Source organism: Costertonia aggregata, assembly GCF_013402795.1.
Classification (GTDB): Bacteria; Bacteroidota; Bacteroidia; order Flavobacteriales; family Flavobacteriaceae; genus Costertonia; species Costertonia aggregata.
In genome coordinates, this window is sequence record NZ_CP058595.1 from 97,501 (window position 1) to 118,571 (window position 21,071).

Annotated in this window: 20 protein-coding genes and 1 rRNA gene (1 of these 21 running past the window's edge); 6 read left to right on the forward strand and 15 right to left on the reverse strand. The window is 39.6% G+C overall.

The window, feature by feature from the left end:
• A 16S ribosomal RNA gene (locus HYG79_RS00485) occupies nt 1-1,400 on the reverse strand (it extends 124 nt beyond the left edge of the window).
• Between the two features lie 491 nt (nt 1,401-1,891).
• Nucleotides 1,892-2,575, reverse strand: coding sequence for a DUF4294 domain-containing protein (locus HYG79_RS00490; RefSeq protein WP_179240222.1), 684 nt, complete (start codon nt 2,573-2,575; stop codon nt 1,892-1,894).
• Nucleotides 2,576-2,678: 103 nt separating this feature from the next.
• Between HYG79_RS00490 and HYG79_RS00495 the strand changes: the two genes are divergently transcribed.
• Entirely contained in the window at nt 2,679-3,767 is a 1,089-nt protein-coding gene (locus HYG79_RS00495; RefSeq protein WP_179240223.1) for a M42 family metallopeptidase, read from the forward strand.
• A 164-nt stretch (nt 3,768-3,931) separates the two neighbouring features.
• Here the strand turns inward: HYG79_RS00495 and hisS are convergent, their stop codons facing one another.
• The 5 genes from hisS to rpsF form a co-directional block, all read right to left on the reverse strand.
• Nucleotides 3,932-5,665, reverse strand: coding sequence for a histidine--tRNA ligase (gene hisS, locus HYG79_RS00500; protein ID WP_179240224.1), 1,734 nt, complete (start codon nt 5,663-5,665; stop codon nt 3,932-3,934).
• 71 nt (nt 5,666-5,736) lie between these two features.
• Nucleotides 5,737-6,207, reverse strand: a complete 471-nt coding sequence (locus tag HYG79_RS00505) for a DUF6495 family protein (RefSeq protein ID WP_179240225.1) — start codon at nt 6,205-6,207, stop codon at nt 5,737-5,739.
• Nucleotides 6,208-6,273: 66 nt separating this feature from the next.
• Nucleotides 6,274-6,726, reverse strand: a complete 453-nt coding sequence (rplI, locus tag HYG79_RS00510; RefSeq protein WP_179240226.1) for a 50S ribosomal protein L9 — start codon at nt 6,724-6,726, stop codon at nt 6,274-6,276.
• A gap of 13 nt (nt 6,727-6,739) precedes the next feature.
• Nucleotides 6,740-7,036, reverse strand: coding sequence for a 30S ribosomal protein S18 (gene rpsR / locus HYG79_RS00515; protein ID WP_179240227.1), 297 nt, complete (start codon nt 7,034-7,036; stop codon nt 6,740-6,742).
• Nucleotides 7,037-7,041: 5 nt separating this feature from the next.
• Nucleotides 7,042-7,380, reverse strand: coding sequence for a 30S ribosomal protein S6 (gene rpsF / locus HYG79_RS00520; protein WP_179240228.1), 339 nt, complete (start codon nt 7,378-7,380; stop codon nt 7,042-7,044).
• A gap of 232 nt (nt 7,381-7,612) precedes the next feature.
• Here rpsF and HYG79_RS00525 point away from each other — a divergent pair, with 232 nt between their 5' ends.
• On the forward strand, nt 7,613-8,305 hold the full coding sequence (locus tag HYG79_RS00525; RefSeq protein ID WP_179240229.1) for a LytR/AlgR family response regulator transcription factor: 693 nt from the start codon (nt 7,613-7,615) through the stop codon (nt 8,303-8,305).
• A 51-nt stretch (nt 8,306-8,356) separates the two neighbouring features.
• Here HYG79_RS00525 and priA read toward each other — a convergent pair whose 3' ends face one another.
• From priA to nadC, 4 genes are read right to left on the reverse strand one after another with little or no spacing between them, the layout of a single operon-like run.
• The gene (priA, locus tag HYG79_RS00530) at nt 8,357-10,813 is read right to left on the reverse strand and encodes a replication restart helicase PriA (RefSeq protein WP_179240230.1); all 2,457 of its coding nucleotides are present in this window, start codon (nt 10,811-10,813) and stop codon (nt 8,357-8,359) included.
• Between the two features lie 14 nt (nt 10,814-10,827).
• Nucleotides 10,828-11,259, reverse strand: a complete 432-nt coding sequence (locus HYG79_RS00535; RefSeq protein WP_228027904.1) for a DUF2147 domain-containing protein — start codon at nt 11,257-11,259, stop codon at nt 10,828-10,830.
• A complete protein-coding gene (locus HYG79_RS00540) occupies nt 11,252-12,232 on the reverse strand; it encodes a YihY/virulence factor BrkB family protein (RefSeq protein ID WP_179240232.1) in 981 nt (326 codons plus the stop codon). The genes HYG79_RS00535 and HYG79_RS00540 overlap by 8 nt, the downstream gene beginning before the upstream one ends.
• On the reverse strand, nt 12,233-13,090 hold the full coding sequence (gene nadC, locus HYG79_RS00545; protein ID WP_179240233.1) for a carboxylating nicotinate-nucleotide diphosphorylase: 858 nt from the start codon (nt 13,088-13,090) through the stop codon (nt 12,233-12,235). It lies immediately after the preceding gene.
• 71 nt (nt 13,091-13,161) lie between these two features.
• Here nadC and rlmH point away from each other — a divergent pair, with 71 nt between their 5' ends.
• Nucleotides 13,162-13,635, forward strand: a complete 474-nt coding sequence (gene rlmH, locus HYG79_RS00550) for a 23S rRNA (pseudouridine(1915)-N(3))-methyltransferase RlmH (protein WP_179240234.1) — start codon at nt 13,162-13,164, stop codon at nt 13,633-13,635.
• A 26-nt stretch (nt 13,636-13,661) separates the two neighbouring features.
• Here the strand turns inward: rlmH and serA are convergent, their stop codons facing one another.
• From serA to HYG79_RS00570, 4 genes are all read right to left on the reverse strand, one after another.
• On the reverse strand, nt 13,662-15,545 hold the full coding sequence (gene serA, locus HYG79_RS00555; protein WP_179240235.1) for a phosphoglycerate dehydrogenase: 1,884 nt from the start codon (nt 15,543-15,545) through the stop codon (nt 13,662-13,664).
• A 206-nt stretch (nt 15,546-15,751) separates the two neighbouring features.
• Entirely contained in the window at nt 15,752-16,447 is a 696-nt protein-coding gene (locus tag HYG79_RS00560) for a DUF3307 domain-containing protein (RefSeq protein ID WP_228027905.1), read from the reverse strand.
• A gap of 8 nt (nt 16,448-16,455) precedes the next feature.
• A complete protein-coding gene (locus tag HYG79_RS00565; protein WP_179240237.1) occupies nt 16,456-17,061 on the reverse strand; it encodes a SatD family protein in 606 nt (201 codons plus the stop codon).
• A 110-nt stretch (nt 17,062-17,171) separates the two neighbouring features.
• Nucleotides 17,172-17,624: a methyltransferase family protein gene (locus HYG79_RS00570; protein ID WP_179240238.1), complete on the reverse strand. Its 453-nt coding sequence runs from the start codon at nt 17,622-17,624 to the stop codon at nt 17,172-17,174.
• Between the two features lie 74 nt (nt 17,625-17,698).
• Here HYG79_RS00570 and HYG79_RS00575 point away from each other — a divergent pair, with 74 nt between their 5' ends.
• The 3 genes from HYG79_RS00575 (at nt 17,699) to HYG79_RS00585 (ending at nt 21,037) form a co-directional block, all read left to right on the forward strand.
• Nucleotides 17,699-18,283: a non-canonical purine NTP diphosphatase gene (locus HYG79_RS00575; RefSeq protein WP_179240239.1), complete on the forward strand. Its 585-nt coding sequence runs from the start codon at nt 17,699-17,701 to the stop codon at nt 18,281-18,283.
• A 126-nt stretch (nt 18,284-18,409) separates the two neighbouring features.
• Nucleotides 18,410-20,191 (forward strand): DEAD/DEAH box helicase, encoded by a 1,782-nt coding sequence (locus HYG79_RS00580; RefSeq protein ID WP_179240240.1) that lies wholly within the window; start codon nt 18,410-18,412, stop codon nt 20,189-20,191.
• Between the two features lie 75 nt (nt 20,192-20,266).
• Nucleotides 20,267-21,037, forward strand: coding sequence for a carboxypeptidase-like regulatory domain-containing protein (locus HYG79_RS00585; protein WP_179240241.1), 771 nt, complete (start codon nt 20,267-20,269; stop codon nt 21,035-21,037).
• Nucleotides 21,038-21,071: the final 34 nt, after the last annotated feature.

Here is a 21,071-nt window from a genome sequence, read left to right on the forward strand (position 1 = left end):
TTGACGGGCGGTGTGTACAAGGCCCGGGAACGTATTCACCGGATCATGGCTGATATCCGATTACTAGCGATTCCAGCTTCACGGGGTCGAGTTGCAGACCCCGATCCGAACTGTGACCGGTTTTGTGGATCCGCTCCGCATCGCTGCGTGGCTTCCCGCTGTACCGGCCATTGTAGCACGTGTGTGGCCCAGGACGTAAGGGCCGTGATGATTTGACGTCGTCCCCACCTTCCTCGCGGTTTGCACCGGCAGTCCCGTTAGAGTCCCCATCTTTACATGCTGGCAACTAACGGTAGGGGTTGCGCTCGTTATAGGACTTAACCTGACACCTCACGGCACGAGCTGACGACAACCATGCAGCACCTTGCAAAATGCCCGAAGGAAAAGGTGTCTCCACCCCTGTCATAATGCATTTAAGCCCTGGTAAGGTTCCTCGCGTATCATCGAATTAAACCACATGCTCCACCGCTTGTGCGGGCCCCCGTCAATTCCTTTGAGTTTCATTCTTGCGAACGTACTCCCCAGGTGGGACACTTATCACTTTCGCTTGGCCGCCGAACCCGAAGGCCCGACAGCTAGTGTCCATCGTTTACGGCGTGGACTACCAGGGTATCTAATCCTGTTCGCTACCCACGCTTTCGTCCATCAGCGTCAATACATACCTAGTGAGCTGCCTTCGCGATCGGTGTTCTATGTAATATCTATGCATTTCACCGCTACACTACATATTCCGCCCACTTCGATATAATTCAAGACCTGCAGTATCAAAGGCCGTCCTACCGTTGAGCGGCAGACTTTCACCCCTGACTTACAGGCCCGCCTACGGACCCTTTAAACCCAATGATTCCGGATAACGCTCGGACCCTCCGTATTACCGCGGCTGCTGGCACGGAGTTAGCCGGTCCTTATTCTTACGGTACCGTCAGCCGCCTACGCGTAGGCGGGTTTCTTCCCGTACAAAAGCAGTTTACTACCCATAGGGCATTCTTCCTGCACGCGGCATGGCTGGATCAGGCCCTCGCCCATTGTCCAATATTCCTCACTGCTGCCTCCCGTAGGAGTCTGGTCCGTGTCTCAGTACCAGTGTGGGGGATCCCCCTCTCAGGGCCCCTAACCATCGTGGCCATGGTAGGCCGTTACCCTACCATCAAGCTAATGGTACGCATGGCCATCTTCGCCCGCCGTAGCTTTAACGGACCCCCGATGCCGGGGGACCGTGCCACGGGGCATTAATCCAAGTTTCCCTGGGCTATTCCCCTGGCGAAGGCAGGTTCCATACGCGTTCCGCACCCGTGCGCCGGTCGCCATCTCTGTGCAAGCACAGAATGCTGCCCCTCGACTTGCATGTGTTAGGCCTGCCGCTAGCGTTCATCCTGAGCCAGGATCAAACTCTTCATCGTTGTATCTCAAATAACTTCACAACACGAAAACATCCCGGGCCCTCTCCGACCGTTGTCGATCATCGGTCTATCTTCTTCTTTACTGTACCCAATATGTCAATGAACCCTAATCAAAGGAATCCCATAAAGGAACCCCGATCGCCCCCGTAGGGACGCGCCTCTCGAAATGGAACCGAAACGTTCGATCGCCATCCCTAAAGCGGGTGCAAATGTAATATGGTTTTTTAAAATAAAAAACATTTCTTAGCACGAATTTCACTTTTTTTTAATCTGATTTTGCAAAACCCTATAAACGAGTTTTTTACAATTTGCTTAAATAAAAAGTGGTCTTAAATTTAAGATATTTTTATTGTTTTTACAACTGTTTTAGCCTGTAAAAACGATTTTGCGTAAGGGATTGCAACGGCATCCCACCAGGAACTGTTGGATATAGTGGAAAGCCCGACCAACTTGCAAAGGCATTTTACAAGGTGGTTACGCCATAACCGTTACTATTTTGGTTTGGTTTTCGTATTCCACTTATTGGTAAGGGATGCATAATCATAGTCAAGAGCGGTATTTTGTTTTTCAAGCCTGCCTTCTGCAAAAGCTCTTTGCAATATATCTTCTATAAGATAATCTTCATGCACCGCATCTGGATGAAACTCTTCTTTGATACTTATCTTGAACATTTTCGCAGTGGTGTTGTACCAAAAGGCGCGCCAGCCACTACGAAGCTCTTTTACTAGGTCAAAAGCGGTTTTTCCGGTTTGCCTATAAATTAATTTGACCAATATTTGGCCTTCTGTTCGAGTGAGTTTTTTTAATTCCTCAGAAAATTCTTCCTCAATGTATTTCTGTACTTTTTTGGTATATTTTTTTCGTTTTCGCTTTTTCTTGATAAGCTTTAAACTATCGTTGAGCTCTACCAACCGATCTGCCGCTAATTTGGCATAAGGGTAAACCTTTATCGTTTTTCTTCTTAAAATATAGTACCTGAGTTTTTCTTTATAGGTATCAAATTTTAATTTGCTAAAAACATAGACATCATCCAAAGGGATAGAGGTCTGAAAAATAGAATCCCCCTCTACCATTATGTACCGTTCCTGAACAGAGTCTAAAGGTTGTTCCTCTACTTGAGACCATATACCATGGCAAAAAAAGAAAAGTGGTATTAATGCTATTTTTTTTATCATGCTTTTTGAACGGCGAAAACCTTGTCAAAATTATATATAAACATTTGATGTTACTATTAAATAAAAGTGAATATTGTTAAGTTTGTTTATAAAACATACGTAAATGAAGACAAAGAAGATTCTCACTAAAAAGTCAATTGATTTTTTAGGCAACTATTTAAACAATGCATCGCCAACTGGATATGAATGGGAAGGGCAAAAGTTATGGATGGACTATCTGAAGCCCTATGTTGATACTTTTATTACGGACACTTACGGTACGGCTGTAGGGGTAGTAAACCCCGATGCAAAATTCAAAGTGGTCATTGAGGGGCATTCCGACGAGATTTCTTGGTATGTTAATTACATAACAGACAATGGTCTTTTATATGTTATACGCAATGGTGGAAGCGACCACCAGATAGCCCCCTCAAAATGGGTAAACATACACACAAAAAAAGGAATCGTGAAGGGCGTTTTTGGTTGGCCCGCCATACATACCAGGAAAAGCGGAAAGGAAGAACCGCCCAAATTGGACAATATTTTTATTGATATAGGTGCAAAGGATGCAGAAGAAGTAAAGAAAATGGGCGTTCATGTTGGATGCGTCATTACCTACCCCGATGAATTTCACATTTTGAACAAGGATAAATTTGTTTGTAGGGCGATAGATAATCGTGCTGGCGGTTTTATGATCGCTGAAGTGGCCCGGCTGCTACATGAGAACAAAAAGAAACTGCCTTTTGGCCTTTACATTACCAATTCGGTTCAAGAGGAAATCGGCTTGCGTGGCGCAGAAATGATTACACAGACCATTAAGCCCAATATTGCCATAGTTACCGATGTTTGCCACGACACGACCACACCAATGATAGATAAAAAGACCCAAGGGCATACAGAAATGGGTGCTGGCCCTGTTATTTCTTATGCTCCTGCCGTTCAAAATAAACTGCGTGAGCGTATTTTAGAGACTGCCGAGACCAATAAAATTCCTTTTCAGCGCATGGCGGCATCAAGAATGACTGGTACCGATACCGATGCTTTTGCCTACAGCAATGGCGGTGTTGCATCTGCTTTGATATCATTACCGTTACGCTACATGCACACGACCGTTGAAACGGTTCATAAAGATGATGTCGAAAATGTTATCCGATTGATTTATGAAACCTTGCTTACCATAAAGGAGGGTGAAACATTCAGTTATTTTGAGTAGCCTTAAATCTTTAATATGATTTTCATAATTGATATGACAATAAAACCGAAAAGAACTTATTGTTTATTGTCAATATACTTTATAAAAACACCCGTGCTCTACACGGGTGTTTTATATTGAATCCAATTACAGTATGATGACACTATTTTCTAAATGTAAAATTTCTATTTGATTAAATCAATGAATTCGTCCGGACTCGTTAAATCATAAGTTTTTTGTTCGCCACTTTTCATATTCTTTACCGCGAAAGAGTTGTTTTTCAATTCCTCTTCCCCGATTATGATTACGTAAGGCACATTGCGTTTGTCAGCATACTTGAATTGTTTTTGAATTTTGGTGCCGGCAGGATATAAATCGGCCTTTATACCACATTTTCGCAAGGTAGTTATCAACCTCAAAGAAGCGAGAGCTTCTTTTTCGCCGTAATTAAGACAAAGTACATCCAAGGATTTGTCGATTGTTTGTGGAAATAGGTTCAGTTCTTCGATTACCAAATAAATTCGGTCGAGTCCAAAGGAAATACCTACCCCGCTTACATCTTTTAATCCAAAAATACCGGTAAGATCATCATAACGGCCACCACCACCAATAGAACCTATCTGTACACCTTTGGGCGCAGCAACTTCAAAAATGGCGCCGGTGTAATAATTGAGTCCTCTTGCCAGAGTTACATCTATGGATAATTGGGCCGATTGCAGCCCTAGTTCATTGATAGTGTCTACGATGAAGCGTAATTCTGAAACACCTTTTGTACCTTCTTCGGAATCTTTCAATAGGTTTTCCAAAACATTAAGTTGTTCGGAATTGGTTCCCGATATACTAAATAAGGGTTCTACTTTGGCGATGGCATCCTTGGAAAGCCCCCTATTCAACATTTCCTGTTTTACTTTTTCAGGACCTATTTTATCCAATTTGTCCAAAGCCACCGTAAAGTCTATGAGCAGATGTTTGGCACCGATCACTTCAGCTATCCCCGCCAAGATTTTACGATTGTTCAGTTTTATGTTGACGCCTTCCAGTTTTAAATCTGTAAAAACGGAATCATACAATTGCACAAGTTCAACTTCTTGCAGCAAGGAGGTAGAACCTACAACATCTGCATCACATTGGTAAAACTCACGAAAACGACCTTTTTGTGGCCTATCTGCTCGCCAAACCGGTTGAATTTGATATCGTTTAAAGGGAAAATCTATTTCATTTTGGTGCATGACCACATAGCGTGCAAAGGGTACCGTTAGATCGTAACGTAGGGCTTTTTCTGACAAGTATTTACTTGCTTTATTTGATTTAATCCCATCATAAATTTGAGATTTTGCTTTCTCATTTATGATTTGCTCTATAAATAGATCCATCTTATGAAAAGCAATACTCTTTGTTCTAATCAAAATTTCAATATAGAGCTTAAGAGATTTAGATGCGATAAAAAAAGCAGTTTCTTTATCATTTAGAAAATCAACAAAAGAGTTTTTCTCTTTAGCATATACATCAACTACATTTTTTAAAATTTCTTTTTTACTTATCAAGTCATCTAACAAGTTATTTCTATACTCAGCATTATCAGAAAACTTATCAACATCAATATTTAATGAATCAATTTTAGGCTTTAACTTTTCGATTACTTCCTTTTGAAAGGACACAAAAAAATCAGTATCAGACACTATTCTTTTAATTTTAGATAAGTAATCTCCCGAATCTAATATCTTAAAGATAAGCCTATCGCCTTCATCACCGTACTTTCCCAATAAAGTATCGGAATTTTCAAAAGAAGGGGTTTCAATGGGTTGAAAACCAAAGGTTTTGAAATGCCTTTTTACAGTGTCGAAAATATAGTTTCGCTTTACGACCTCTGAAGGTGAGAAATCTCTTGTACCCTTGGGTATACTTGGTTTTTGTGCCATTTATATGAATTGATGTACCAATACCCCTGTGACTTTGTTCGGGATATCCAAAAATGAAAACAAATATCGGTTTATCCGATGATATTATCAAACCAGCGATACAGGTCACCTTTTGTAATTACCGCTCCTTGTTTGATAAGATTAAACTTATCAAGGTTTTTATCCTCGGTATACGCTTTGGAAGCCGTGAGGTATTCCACAAAATCTGATTGCCAGTTTTTTTTGAACCAGTTGAAGCCCACTTTGGTCGTTAAATCGATATCTGGATTCATTATTTTGACGGATAGTAATTTCATCTCTTTATCAGTGAGATAAAAAAGGTGCATTTGCCGTGCCGAAATATTTTCCAAGTACGATACTTTGGTCAAAACCCCTTCCCATATCAAATCACTGAATACATCTAGCTCTTCCTCGGCTACTTGTGGTTTATCCTTTTTTAATTTTCTCCACTCATCGGCCGTTATGGACTGTGTTGCCAAGAAATTTATAAATTCTGGTCGTAACTCCTCCAATTGCTGTTTTGTAAGTCTTTCATACTTCATAATATATTCATAAAAAAACCGCCTAGTATAACTAAGCGGTCCTGTGCTATATTCAAATTGATACGTTTACTTTTGCTCAGCAATCACTTCAAAAGGGAAATCGACTATTACGTCCCGGTGCAATCTTATCTGAGCGTTGTACGGCCCGGTTCTTTTAACGGTGCCTCCTTGAATACTGATGTATTTTCTATCTATTTCATGACCTTCCTTGGCCAATGCATCGGCCAAATCTGCCGTGCCGATAGAACCGAACAATTTATCACCAGCACCGACCTTAGCCGTTATCTTGACCTCCAACTGTTTTAAAGCCTCGGCTACCTTGTTGGCATCGTCAACGATTTTCTTCTCTTTATGCGCTTTTTGCTTCAAATTTTCCGCAAGTACTTTTTTTGCAGAAGATGTAGCCATAGCTGCCAATCCGTTAGGTATAAGGTAGTTTCTACCATATCCGTTCTTTACAGTTACCAGGTCGTCTTTAAAGCCTAAGTTCTGTACGTCTTCCTTTAGTATAAGTTCCATGATAGTAGCTTTCTTATTTTAGTAAATCGCCAACATAAGGCATTAGTGCTATATGACGTGCCCTTTTTACAGCTTGGGCCACTTTTCTTTGATATTTCATAGAGGTACCGGTAAGTCTTCTAGGTAGAAGCTTGCCTTGCTCGTTTACCAATTTCATCAAAAAATCAGGGTCTTTGTAGTCGATATACTTAATACCGGATTTTTTGAACCTGCAATATTTCTTTTGCGTATTGGTTTCAATATTCAATGGGGTCAAATACCTGATTTCCCCATCTTTTTTGCTTTTAGCCTGTTGTTCTATAGATGACATAGTGTTTATGCTTTAGTTTTTAACCTTGTTCTTCTTTTTTCTGCCCACTCAATAGCGTGCTTATCCAGTTTTACCGTTAGGAAACGCATGACACGCTCATCCCTCTTGAACTCTTGCTCATAAGGTGCAACAATCTCACCGGGACCGGAAAATTCGAACAAGTGGTAAAAACCACTTTTCTTATGCTGTATCGGGTAAGCCAATTTTTTCAGCCCCCAATTTTCTTTGGCTACCATTTTAGCGCCATTGTTAATTAAGAAATCCTCAAATTTCTTAACTGTTTCCTCTATCTGGGTGTCAGATAGAACGGGATTCAAAATGAAAACAGTTTCGTAATGATTCATATTAATATATATTTTTAGGAGCGCAAAAGTAAGAATATTTATTTCTATTCACAAGAAAACAGAAATTTCTTCGTTATACTTTCAAATGTTATCAACAAAATGAACTTAACCTAAACTTTTATCGTATATATTACTGTTTACACAACAAAATATACCATGTTTACATCTTTTGTTGCACTTAAAAGTGAAAATTCAGTAATTTGCCGATGATTTAACCCCACAAATCAACCCTATGAAATTACGTAGTATTATTGTAGATGATTCATCCATGCAGCGAATGGCAGTTGCAAAGTTGGTGAACAATCATCCACACCTCGCTTTGGTAGCGGAGTACAGCAATGCCATTGAAGCTAAGAACGGTATCAAGAACAATGAGATAGATTTGATCTTTCTTGATGTTGAAATGCCTATCATTAGCGGATTTGACCTGTTGGAATCTTTGGAAAACCGCCCACAGGTAATCCTAATCACCGGAAAACCGGATTATGCCCTAAAGGCATTCGACTATGATGTAACGGATTATCTACACAAACCCATAACTCTAGCCCGTTTTGATGCCTCTGTTAAGAGAGCGGTTCAAAAGTACGAGCAAATGCATAATGTCAATGAGGACGAAGAGCACATCTTCGTTAAAAGTAATCTTAAAAAGAGAAAGGTTATCCTTAATGACATAAAATGGATAGAAGCCCTTGGCGACTACATAAAATTGGTCACCGATGAAGCGAACATCGTTATTCTCTCTACCATGAAATCCTTTGAGAAACAATTACCTGAGGAAAAATTCTTGAGAATCCACAAATCCTATATCGTGAATTTGGAGAAGGTAGAAAAATTCAACAGTAAAAACGTTGAAGTTAGCGGTAGATCTATCCCGTTAAGTAGAAATAAAAAAACAGAGCTAGCGGAAGCGTTGAGCAATGTTTAAAAAATATACAAGGATATATATCTAAAAAAACCGCTCAAAAAGCGGTTTTTTTTAGATATGGTCTACATTGTAGATAACACGAACACTTCTATAGGCAGAGATAGCATTAAATGAAGCTTCTATACGCTTGATGCCTTGTTTTGTCTTTTTTAGCGATTGTGTTTTTGGGATTTTCACCAATACATGTTTTAGATACTGATTTCGTATTCTTGCTACTGGTGGGTATTCCGGCCCCAGTACATTCTCCCTAAAGATATTTCGTAACGATTTTGTGAACCATTCTGCCGCTTCATTCAATTTATTATAATCCTTATGCTTAAAAGTCACTTTGATTATCCTATTGATAGGTGGATATTTGTATTGTTCGCGTTCATATAGTTGCTCATTATACATCCCAACATAATCGCTGGTAGTGACCTGCTTTAAGATTTGATGATATGGATTATAACTTTGTATAATGACCTTACCCCTTTTTTGCGTACGCCCTGCCCTGCCGGCGACTTGTGTCAGCAATTGAAAACTGCGTTCATGGGCCCTGTAATCCGGAAAATTCAGTAGAGTATCCGCATTCATGATACCTACCAAGCCCACATTTCTAAAATCCAACCCCTTGGTCAACATTTGAGTACCGACCAAAATATCCAATTCCTGATTTTCAAACGATGTTATTATTTTTTCATACCCGTGCTTACCCCGTGTAGTGTCCAAATCCATTCTGCCGACATTTACATCGGGATATAGTTTTTGCAGCTCTTGTTGAACTTGCTCGGTCCCAAAACCTTTCGTATCTAAAGTAGGGCTACCGCATGCCATACAGCTTTGCTGTACCGCGGTATGGTGACCGCAGTAATGGCATCGCAATTGGTTTTTATACTGATGAAAAGTAAGACTTACATCACAATTGGGGCACTGTGGCGAATGGCCACAAGTTGTACATTCAACAATTGGTGCAAAACCCCTTCGGTTTTGAAATAGAATTATTTGTTCCCCAATATGCAATGCCTCGGTTATTTCTTGTAACAAACGTTCGGAAAAATGACCTTTCATTCTTTTTTTACGGGTCTGTTCCTTAATGCCCACCAGCTCCATATCCGGTAGCAGCACATTACCGTATCTTCTATCTATACTTGCATACCCATATTTATCCTGGGAAACGTTATAGAAGCTCTCCACGCTCGGTGTCGCCGAACCCAACAAGACATTACCGCCAAACATATTTGATAATATTATGGCAGCATCCCTAGCGTGGTAGCGTGGTGCGGGATCATACTGTTTAAAGGAAGATTCATGCTCCTCATCAACTATTATCAACCCCAAATCGGTAAACGGCATGAACAAGGCGGAACGTGCCCCAAGAATTATTTGTGCTTTGGGTCTGTTTTGCAGTACGTTGTTCCATACCTCTACTCTTTCATGAATACTATATTTTGAATGGTATACCGATACTTTTTCCCCGAAATACTCTTGTAAACGACCAATTAACTGCGCTGTTAGGGCAATTTCGGGCAATAGGTACAAAGCCTGTTTTCCCGAACCTATACAATCCTCTATCAGCTTTACATATACTTCTGTTTTGCCGGATGAAGTAATACCATGCAAAAGTGTAGGTTTGTTCTCCGAAAAATTTTTCTGAATATCCTGCAACGCATTTTGCTGATATTCGTTCAATGCCTTTATATCAGAAGTATTGATAGTAGGCTCATAGTTTACCCTATCCGTTCGTATCAAATATTCATCAAGGATATTTTTATCAATCAATGACTTTATAATGGCTTTTGATGCACCGCTCTCCGTTTCCAAATCGGTTACTTTGACCGGTTTTTTTGTTACTGCCTGTAATTGAAACAATGATAAAATAACCTGACTTTGCTTGGGAGCTCTCGAAAGTGTTTTCAATAGTGCTTCTAATGCCTCTTCCGTATTGTACTCAGCACCAAGCTGAACATAGCGAATAAGCTTTGGCTTGTACTGCTCATATACCTCTTCCTTTAGGTTGATGATTTTTTTATGCATCAATCTTTCCAAAACGGGGAGTACGTTTTTTCGGTCAATAATCGCACTTATCTCTTGAACCCTTAAAACCGGCTGGTGCTCAAGTGCTTCGAAAACCAAAAACTCATCATCCTTTAAATCGGACTCATCAATTTCAGCAGTCTTATTTCTTAAAATAAGCGTTTCACTTTCCAACAAAAAAGCACTGGGCACAGCAGTACGAAAAACCTCTCCGATAGTACACATGTAGTAATCGGCAATCCACTGCCAATGTTGTAGCTGTATTTTGGTGACCAAGGGTATATCATCCAAGATTTGATGTATTTCCTTGGCCTCATAAACGGTCGGCGGCCTATTGTGCACCTCGTGTACCAATCCCGTATATATCTTTGATTTGCCAAAGGGAACAGCAACCCGTATTCCCGGCAGTAAAATACCAGCTTCCGATTCAGAAACACTATAAGTAAAGAGTTTTTCTAAAGGTATGGGCAGTATTACATTAACAAAATATTGCATTTTCTCATCACCTTCTATTCCTCAACACGTAACCATGTCTGGGTACGATAGATAAACGCAAGGTAACCGCGAACTTTGAGTTCGTTAGGATTATCCGGGTTTAACCAAATTTTGCACCTAAAGGTCATGGCCTGTTCAGGGTCAAACAGATATTTCCCTTTCCATTCGCCATCTTCGTTTTCTTCGGCTTTTTTGATGATGGTAAGGCCTTTTATGGGTTTATTTTTTAATTCTCCCTTACACTTGGTACATTTTGCGTTTTCCTTGCCCTTTTCCAAAATTTCAAGCACTTTACCGTACATCAATCCATCTTTTTTATAGATTTTGATGATTCCCTTAGGTTTACCAGTTCTATCATCAATGGTCTTCCATTTGCCAAAAACGCTTTGACCGTTTGAAAACTGAAAAGACATCACGATAATTATGCCCCATAATATTTTACTCATTACTCCCATTCTTTCTATAGTTTTTTCGTAGGTAATTTAAAGAAGCATTGAGCTCAAACCCAAGCAGCAATATATTGGAATTTAACCATATATACACCATTAAAATAAGTAATCCTCCTAAAGCCCCGTAAAGCTCGTTGTATCGCGCGAACTTATCTACGTAAATACCAAACAGATACGAAGTTGTCAAAAACAAAATGGTTGTCATCAAAGCACCAATAGAAAAGAATTTGGCCTGTTTCCCTTCTCGCGTCCCAAAATAATATAGTGTAGCGGTGGTAAAATAAGAAAGAATGATAAAGAATAACAGCTTCGCGATCTGTACACCAATAATATCATCTTCCCCGAGCATATAACCGCCCTGCCTAGCTGCAAAATCATTAAGATATCCCAATACATAAAATTCAAAATAGATATAGGCCACAAAGCCGATAATGATAAGAACACCCAATATTAGGCCTACCATTAGTGCAAAAAGATATTGTTTAAAAAAATTACGGGTCAATTCTATATGATACGAAGTCTCAAAACCACCAAAAATAGAATTGACCCCATTGGCGATCAAAAAAATGGAAAGTATAAATGCCGATGATAGGAGTCCACCCCTTTTTTGATCTTTTATTTGCTGAAAAATATCCCCAAAGTACTCACCCGTGGCAGATGGCAGGAACGATTCTAAAAAGGATTGAAATTCTACATCAAAATTGGCATTGCCAACGCTTATGTACGAGACCAAAAACGGCACCAATGTCACCATAAAAATAAGCAACGGAAAAAGCGCCATAAATAGACTAAAGGCAATAGCACTTGCCCTAGTAGAGAGTGCTCCCTGAAAAATACCCACGATATACATTTCTATCAAATCGTAAAGGGAAAGACCTTCAAAAGCAGATAGTTTCACTTTTTTCAATAGCAATACCACTTTGTTCACAACAGGTATTTTTGCCAGTTTTTCCTCGATCTCAACCGACATTTAAACTGCTTTTAAGCTTAAATCCATATTATGAACGGAATGTGTCAAAGCACCCGAGGAGATATAATCAACACCACATTCGGCATATTTGCGTATCGTTTCTTCATTGATACCGCCCGAGGATTCCGTTAGGCATTTATTACCTATCATTTTTACCGCGGTCCGGGTATCCTGGTAGCTGAAATTATCTATCAAAATTCTGTACACGCCATCTGACTTCAATATTTCCTCGATTTCATCTAGATTTCTCGCCTCAACGATGATCTTTAAATCTCGCTTTGTTTTATTTAAATACGCCTTGGTCTTATCAATAGCCTTGGTAATACCACCGGCAAAATCAATATGGTTGTCCTTGAGCATTATCATATCGTACAGAGCGAATCTATGATTTTCACCCCCCCCTATCTTTACCGCCCATTTTTCCAGAGCCCGTATTCCCGGTGTGGTCTTACGGGTATCCAATACTTTTGTTCCCGTACCCTCGAGCAAGGCAACAAATGTGTTTGTCTTTGTGGCGATGGCACTCATACGCTGCATTGCGTTCAACACCAATCGTTCCGCTTTTAAGATACTTTGGGAACTGCCTTCAACATAAAACGCGATATCACCGTATTTTACATGGGAGCCGTCTTTTATGAGCACTTCGGTTTTTAGATTTTTATCTACATTCTCAAAAACCTTTTTTGCAAAATCTATTCCGGCCACTATACCTTCGTCTTTTACCAATAATTTTGCCTTTCCCGAAGCCGATACTGGAATACAGGCCAATGAGCTATGATCGCCATCGCCCACATCCTCCCTAATGGCATTTTTAATGATATTTTCTATTTCAAAATCAAATTGCGCCTTGGATATCATTGCTCGTTTTTTAAACAGTGCTAAATTAAGAAAAACAAATCCCAATATAGAAAATCATTTAACTTTGGAGCATGACTATTAAACTTCTCGCCATTGGCAAAACCGATAGCAAAGCGTTACGAGAACTGGTTTTGGAATATGAAAACAGATTAAAGCACTATGTTAGGTTTGATTTGGATATTATCCCCGATATAAAAAATGTAAAAAATCTTTCAGAGGCGCAGCAAAAGGAAAAAGAGGGGGAACTCATACTTAAAAAATTATTACCTACAGACGTTTTGATCCTTCTAGATGAAAATGGAAAGCAATATTCATCGATAGAGTTTTCAAAATATCTGCAAAAGAAAATGAATTCAGGCATTAAACAATTAGTATTCGTTATTGGTGGACCTTACGGTTTTAACGAAAGGCTTTACCAAAAAGCGCAAGGAAAACTAAGTTTGTCCAAAATGACCTTTTCCCATCAAATGGTAAGGCTATTTACCGTGGAACAAGTATACAGAGCTTTTACAATATTGAAAAACGAGCCCTACCATCATCGATAGGCGTTTAAACCTATCAATACAGATATTTAATAAAGAACCCTAAACCTGATCGTATTCTCGACCTTCTTCAAGGCCTTTATCACGTCTTTGTTGTATTCCTTATCCAAATCTGTGATTACATAACCAACTTCGCTATCGGTCGAAAGATATTGACCGGAAATATTCATCTCATATTTGGCCAATACCTCATTGATCTTGGCCATAATTCCCGGGACATTCTTGTGAATGTGCAAAAAACGATGTGCATTGGATTGTTTGGGTAAGCGAATATTTGGGAAGTTTACCGCATCAACCGTGTTGCCAGAGTTGATATAGTCCATAATTTTATTGGGTACGAAGTCTGCAATATCACGTTGCGCCTCTTCGGTACTACCGCCAACATGCGGTGTCAAAATCACATTCGGGAACCCCTGCAATTTAGTCTCGAAACTCCCATTGCTTCTAGGTTCCTCGGGATATACGTCTACCGCGGCACCAGCGATTTTACCACTCTCCAAAGCAGTGGCCAAGGCATCTATATCGACCACGAAACCTCGGGAAAGATTTATTAACATGGCACCGGTTTTCATCTGATTTATTTCTCGTTCCCCTATAAAATTTTTATTGGCTTTGTTGTCATCAATGTGCAAAGTGACCACATCGGAAACATTCAATAAATCTTCAAGCGTATTGCATTTTATTGCATTTCCCAACGCCAACCTATCCTCGACATCGTAATAATACACTCGCATTCCAATGGCTTCTGCCAAAACGGACAATTGTTTGCCTATATTCCCGTAACCAACAATTCCCAAATTTTTACCACGTACCTCTCGGGAACCAGCAGCGGTCTTTTGCCATTGCCCATTATGTATTTCGGTACTTCTGGCGAAAACGCTTCGCATCAACATAATGATTTGCCCAATGGCCAATTCTACTACCGAACGTGTGTTGCTGTACGGCGCATTGAATACCACCACTCCCCTTTTTTTCGCATGTTCCAGATCTATCTGGGTAGTACCGATACAAAAAGCGCCGACCACCAATAGTTTGTTCGCCGAATCAAGCACTTTTCGCGTCACATGGGTTTTTGACCGTATGCCAAGGACATGAACGTCCTTTATTTTTTCTATAAGTTCTTCTTCCGGTAGGCTATGTGTCACCAATTCTACAGAAAAACCATCTTCGGACAGGTTTTCAAACGCAGCCGTGTGTACATTCTCCAATAATAAAATCTTTATCCTGTTTTTTGGATATGATATATTTCTAGGCAAATCGTTTACATACAAAAACTCATCTAAATTGGGAGTTACGTAATCTGCATTGTTTGCCGCTTTATCCCTATGTATGTTTTCGGTATATGCAAAGAATTTATCCGCAATGCCTGCTTCTCGCATTACGTAATCACTGTAGCCATCACCTATTACCTGAACCTCCCCGTCGAGATCCATCTGTTTAAGGCATTCAATCTTTCCGTTGTGTTGTGAGAGCACGTTTGATTCGTCGAATCCCACGATATTTCCTTCATCGTCAAACTCAAAGGTATTGGCATATACCCTATCTGATGGAATATTGTACTCTTTTACGATGGGGTCGATAAATTCCTTAAATCCACAGGAAATCACATAAATATCATCTGAGAACTTTTCGAAGAATTCTTTGTTGGACGATATGGATTTTGAAATTTTTTGACGCAGTTCCCCTACCAAATCGTCCAAGTGGTCTTTGTGGGCATTCAGAAGTTTTATTCGCCGTTCAAGTGATTCGGTAAACGAAATATCCCCATCTATGCCAAGATTCGTGATTTTTTGTATTTCTTTAATAACCTCATCTTTATCGGGTTTGCCCTCAAGAGTCATTTCGGCCAATACATCAAGCGCCTCCACTCGGGTCAATGTACTATCAAAATCAAACACGTATTTTCTGCCCATCCTGTAAATACTATTCAAAAAAATTAAGCTCTAAAATTAAAAATTTATTCCATTAACGGTCTGAGAATTCAACTAAAAGTTATCCCAATTATATTTATATCAATATTAATGAGGATATCATTTTTTAGTGGGCCAAAAAATGTCGATATCATAATGTGGTTTGGTAAGTATGCTTTTGAAAGACCGGAAAATAAAATTTAATCGTATCATCTAACATTAATATAAACGACCCCGGCAATAATTGCCAAGCCAAAACTCAACAAGGTTCCTATAAGTATATATTCCGTCAGCTTTCGGTTATTACTTTCTTTCAAGTCATTAAAGCGGAAAACCGATTTTGCCGCGATTAATAGACCTATGGCTTCCCATCGGTCTAAGATAATGAACATCAACACGAACAACCGTTCAATAATGCCAATATATTTTCCTGCATTGGGCAATGACTTATGGTCCAGTTCAATCTTATCGGACATAGCCTCCAAAAGCTTACCCATTATTATTGCAGCTGGGAAGGTCACAAATATCAAGGCCGTAGCCAATGGCCAATCCAACTTTTCAAACAAGGCAATGGTATGTTCCGGTAAATTTTCATAATACGCACAAACATAAAGAACAACAAGGTGTAGCGCTTGGTCAATAAAAAAAGGAATACTTTTTAATTTGAATAAAGGTGTGGTATATAATTTGGCCAAGTCTATAACGTAATGGGATACCGCTATTACCAAAGCAATATTCCAGTAACTTAAGTCCCACAACAATATCATCGTAACCAAAAAATGGAGCAGTACATGATAGTACAAATATTTGGAAGCTGCCCTATTGGCCTCTTTGTGAATGACCCATCGGTTGGGCTGTAATAAAAAATCACCTATTAAATGGGCCAATAAAAGTTTGGTAAACATCACCATTACTATATTTCTTTTAAGATTTTAGCATAATACCCCAATAAATCATGTACCAAATCTAAACGCGCCCTTTTTTGACGTTGACTAACCGCAGACTGTTGAATGTTAAGCTGTTTGGCAATCGCTGTTTGCGAAGCGTCGGGGTTATCTAACACCAAGGCAACAATTTCTGCAGAAACCGGGCTCCAATCATCCATAAAATCCAAGGCCAACTTTAGCATAAGGTTAAGAGTATCGTCGTAAAACCCGCTGCCCGTAGCAATGGTTATGTTTACCTTATCTTCTTTTAGGGACTCAAAAGTTCTACCGGAACGGTGGTATGCCGGGCCATTGGATTCTGCTACACGCATACCACTATAAGTTTCTACACCAAGACCTATTCCCATACGAACATCCAGACCTTTTATGCTTTTCAACAAGGCTTTTATGTAAATCGCAGCTTTTAAGGCCAGTTCACGTTTTATTCTTAATTGAAATTCATCTCCCCTGTATATTTCCCAATCTTCTGGGGAATCTCCTAAAGTGGAAAGGTACTCCTTTAAACCTCCTAACCATTTTGAATCTGGATAGTTACCAGAATTAATGATATCCCCTGTGATTATTGCCACCATATTTATTAGTCAAAGTGCTAATATATTAAAATATTAGTTAATTTGCTAATATTTATTATTATAAGCTTTAAAGCTGATACATTGACAATATTAGCGAAATGAGTTATATATTAAAACCATCTTCTTACGGTAGTGAGATATTGACTATACGACTTACCGAATGTGTTGAGCAATGCCCGCTCCTCAGGTATGATCTGGTATCTGTTCATATAAGCTACGAAGCCAGCTGCCAATAAAACATTGAAAGCATTGCCCAGCCATGCCCCAAAGGCCAACAGTGACAATAACATACCCAAATACATGGGATTTCGAGAATATGCATAAACACCATTGGTTATCAGTTTGGAAGATTTCGAGGGCTTTCTTGGGTCTACGGTCGTATTGTTCCTAAAAAACTGTATTAGGGATGCAAATACAATGATTACAGCAAAAGCCAATAAAATTTTAGTCAGGTAATTTCTTCCGAAAAAATCAAAGTAACCAAAAGGCAAATATTCCGCCAGTAGGTACATCGTGAATGCATAAAAGAAAAAAATAAATACAGGTGGTAGTTTTAACTCCATATTTTCGATTGATAGCTGTGCCCTAAAATTAATACTTTTGATTTCAATTTGATATAAACGTTTTTTTTCATTTTATGAAACTTGTATTTGCCACACATAACCAAAATAAGTTTGAAGAAGTCAAGAAAATGGTTCCAAAACACATAGAACTGGTATCGCTAGCAGATATTGGTTGTACAGAAGAAATTCAGGAAACCGGCGGTACTTTGGAGGAAAACGCTAAAATAAAGGCCCATTATATAGCCAAAACCTATAATTTCCCCTGCTTTGCAGATGATACAGGATTACTGGTAGATGTATTGAACGGTGAACCAGGTGTTTATTCGGCCAGATATGCGGGCGAGCAAAAAAAACCCGATGACAATATGCTAAAGCTATTAAAAAAACTTCAACATAAAAATGATAGAACAGCTAGGTTTAAGACAGTCATTGCGCTTAACCTAAACAAAGAGCAATTTATCTTTGAAGGTACCGTAGAAGGGGAAATCGTTCATAATAAAATGGGTAAAGGCGGATTTGGCTACGATCCCATTTTTAAACCTAATGGGTATCGCAAAACCTTTGCCGAACTCCCTTTGGGGATTAAAAACAAAATAAGCCACAGGGGCATAGCCATACAAAAATTGATTGATTTTCTACAAAAACCGATTAATCAATAAATAAATGTATCTTTGCCGCTTAATTTTAACGCCGCCGGTATGGCAGGTGTTGCGCTGAGTCTAAATAGGTTATACACGATAATCGCTCTATGCAACACACATATTCGCGATTAAGTATAACATATTATGACAAAATTTGAAGCACTAGGGCTAGACAAAGCTCTACTGGATGCTGTTGCCGATATGGGTTTTGAAACCCCATCGGAAGTACAGGAAAAAGCAATCCCGATTTTATTGAAAGATGAAACCGATCTGGTCGCACTAGCCCAAACGGGAACAGGAAAAACCGCAGCCTTTGGTTTTCCCCTAATCCAAAAAATAGACAGTTCAAGTAAAACCACGCAAGGCTTGATACTCTCCCCTACCCGAGAACTCTGTTTGCAGATCACCAATGAAATGCAAGCATATTCAAAATATGTAAAGGGATTGAACACCGTAGCGATTTACGGCGGAGCGAGCATTACCGAGCAAGCCAGGCAAATAAAACGCGGTGCACAGATAGTTGTAGCTACCCCAGGCCGTATGAAAGATATGATCGGCCGTGGTCTCGTTGATATCTCCAAGATAGATTATTGTATTTTGGATGAGGCCGATGAAATGTTGAACATGGGCTTCTACGAAGATATAAAGGATATCCTTTCGGGCACGCCCAAAGAAAAATCTACATGGTTATTTTCGGCGACCATGCCCAAAGAAGTATCGGTTATCGCCAAGAAATTTATGCACAACCCACAGGAAATCACCGTTGGGGCAAAAAATGCCGGTACATCAACCGTGCAGCATGAATATTATGTGGTCGGCGGCCGCGACCGTTACCCTGCACTCAAAAGATTGGCAGATGCAAATCCGGACATTTTCTCGGTTGTGTTCTGTAGAACTAAACGCGATACGCAAAGAGTAGCGGAAAAATTGATAGAAGATGGCTATAATGCCGGGGCACTTCATGGGGATTTGAGCCAAAACCAAAGAGATTTGGTGATGAACGCCTTTCGTAAGAAACAAATACAGATGTTGGTAGCGACAGATGTTGCCGCACGAGGTATCGACGTAGATGATATTACTCATGTAATCAACTATCAACTGCCCGATGAGATAGAAACTTATACGCATAGGAGTGGCCGTACGGGAAGAGCCGGAAAATCGGGTATTTCAATGGTCATTGTTACCCGTAGCGAAATGCGTAAGATACATGCCATAGAAAAGAAGATACAGCAAGACTTTATCGCAAACAAAATTCCTACCGGTATCGAGATTTGTGAGATACAACTATATCATCTAGCGAACAAGATAAAGGATACCGAAATAAATAAGGATGTAGAAAATTATCTACCTGCGATTAATGATGTCTTAGACGGTATAGACCGTGATGAGCTCATTAAAAAAATAGTATCGGTAGAATTTACACGTTTTTCGAACTATTATAACAAAACCGCAGACCTAAATTCTGCCGGTTCAGGCGAGCGAGGCGAAAAAGGACAGCGTGGCGCGGCTATGCCGACCAATGGCTCGGTTCGTTATTTTATAAATGTAGGGGAAAAAGATGGTTATGACTGGATGTCGCTCAAAGATTTTATCCGTGACACTGTAGGGCTAGGAAAAGAAGATGTGTTCAAAGTTGATGTCAAAGAAAGCTTTTCGTTCTTCAATACCGATGCCGAAGCAACAGAAAAAATTCTGTCGACCTTTACAGAATTCAAGGATAATGGTAGGTTCGTGAACGTTGAAGTCTCCAAAAACCCCGGCGGAGGTGGCAGACGTGGCGGAAGTGGCGGCGGAAAAGGCCGAGATAGAGGGCGAAGTCGTAACAGGGACAAAGGCGGACAAGGAAAACGAAGGAGCCGAAGCTTCTCTGGCAGCGAAAAAAGCTCCGGAAAGCGAAGAAGCAAAAAAAGGGATGGATTTTATTAGTTAATTCTTTACAAAAAAATACGCAAATGCGTATTTTTTTGTTTTGTTTAGCGTTCTGTTAAGGAATACGTGTTTATGAGATTACTTTTTACACTTTTTTTATCGATTGTTTGTGCTTTAGGTTTTTCACAGGAAATAGAAGAGGGCGAACCTTTACAGGCAATAATAGTAAATGCCCAGACCGAAGAACCGTTGGAAAGTGTGCATGTTCTAAATCTTAATAAAGTAAAAGGTACCATAACCAATGATAAAGGGGAGTTTACCATTACAGCATCGGTCAACGATACACTGTATTTTTCCTATTTAGGCTTTAAATCACAGAAAATTCGTGTCACCAATGATATGTTCAAGTTCAAGGACACTAAAATCACACTTACCGAACTTGCATACGCTTTGGAAGAGGTCATCGTAAAACCGTTTCAACTTACGGGCTATTTAGAGATAGATTCAAAAAATCTTCCTGTAAATACGGCATATCAGTACAGCATTTCGGGCCTAGGCGTTGCCTATGAAGCAGGAAACAAAAATCCGAGCGCGGTCACAAAAGTTTTGGGTGCAATATTAAATCCGGCAGATTTGTTACGAAACCTATTTGGCAAAAAGCCCAATCAAATGCGTAAACTTCGTAAAATGAAAGAGGATGATGAAATCCGAAATTTGTTGGCCTCTAAATTTGATAGGGAGACTTTGACCGAGTTGCTACAAGTTGAAAAAATTGATATTGACGATATACTCACAAACTGCAACTACTCCAAATCTTTTATACTAACGGCCAACGACTTACAAATTCTTGATGCTATCAGTAGTTGTTATGAAGAATTTAAGGTCTTGAACCGGAGAAAATAAAATTTTCTATTTCAAGTATCATTTTATAGCTTTA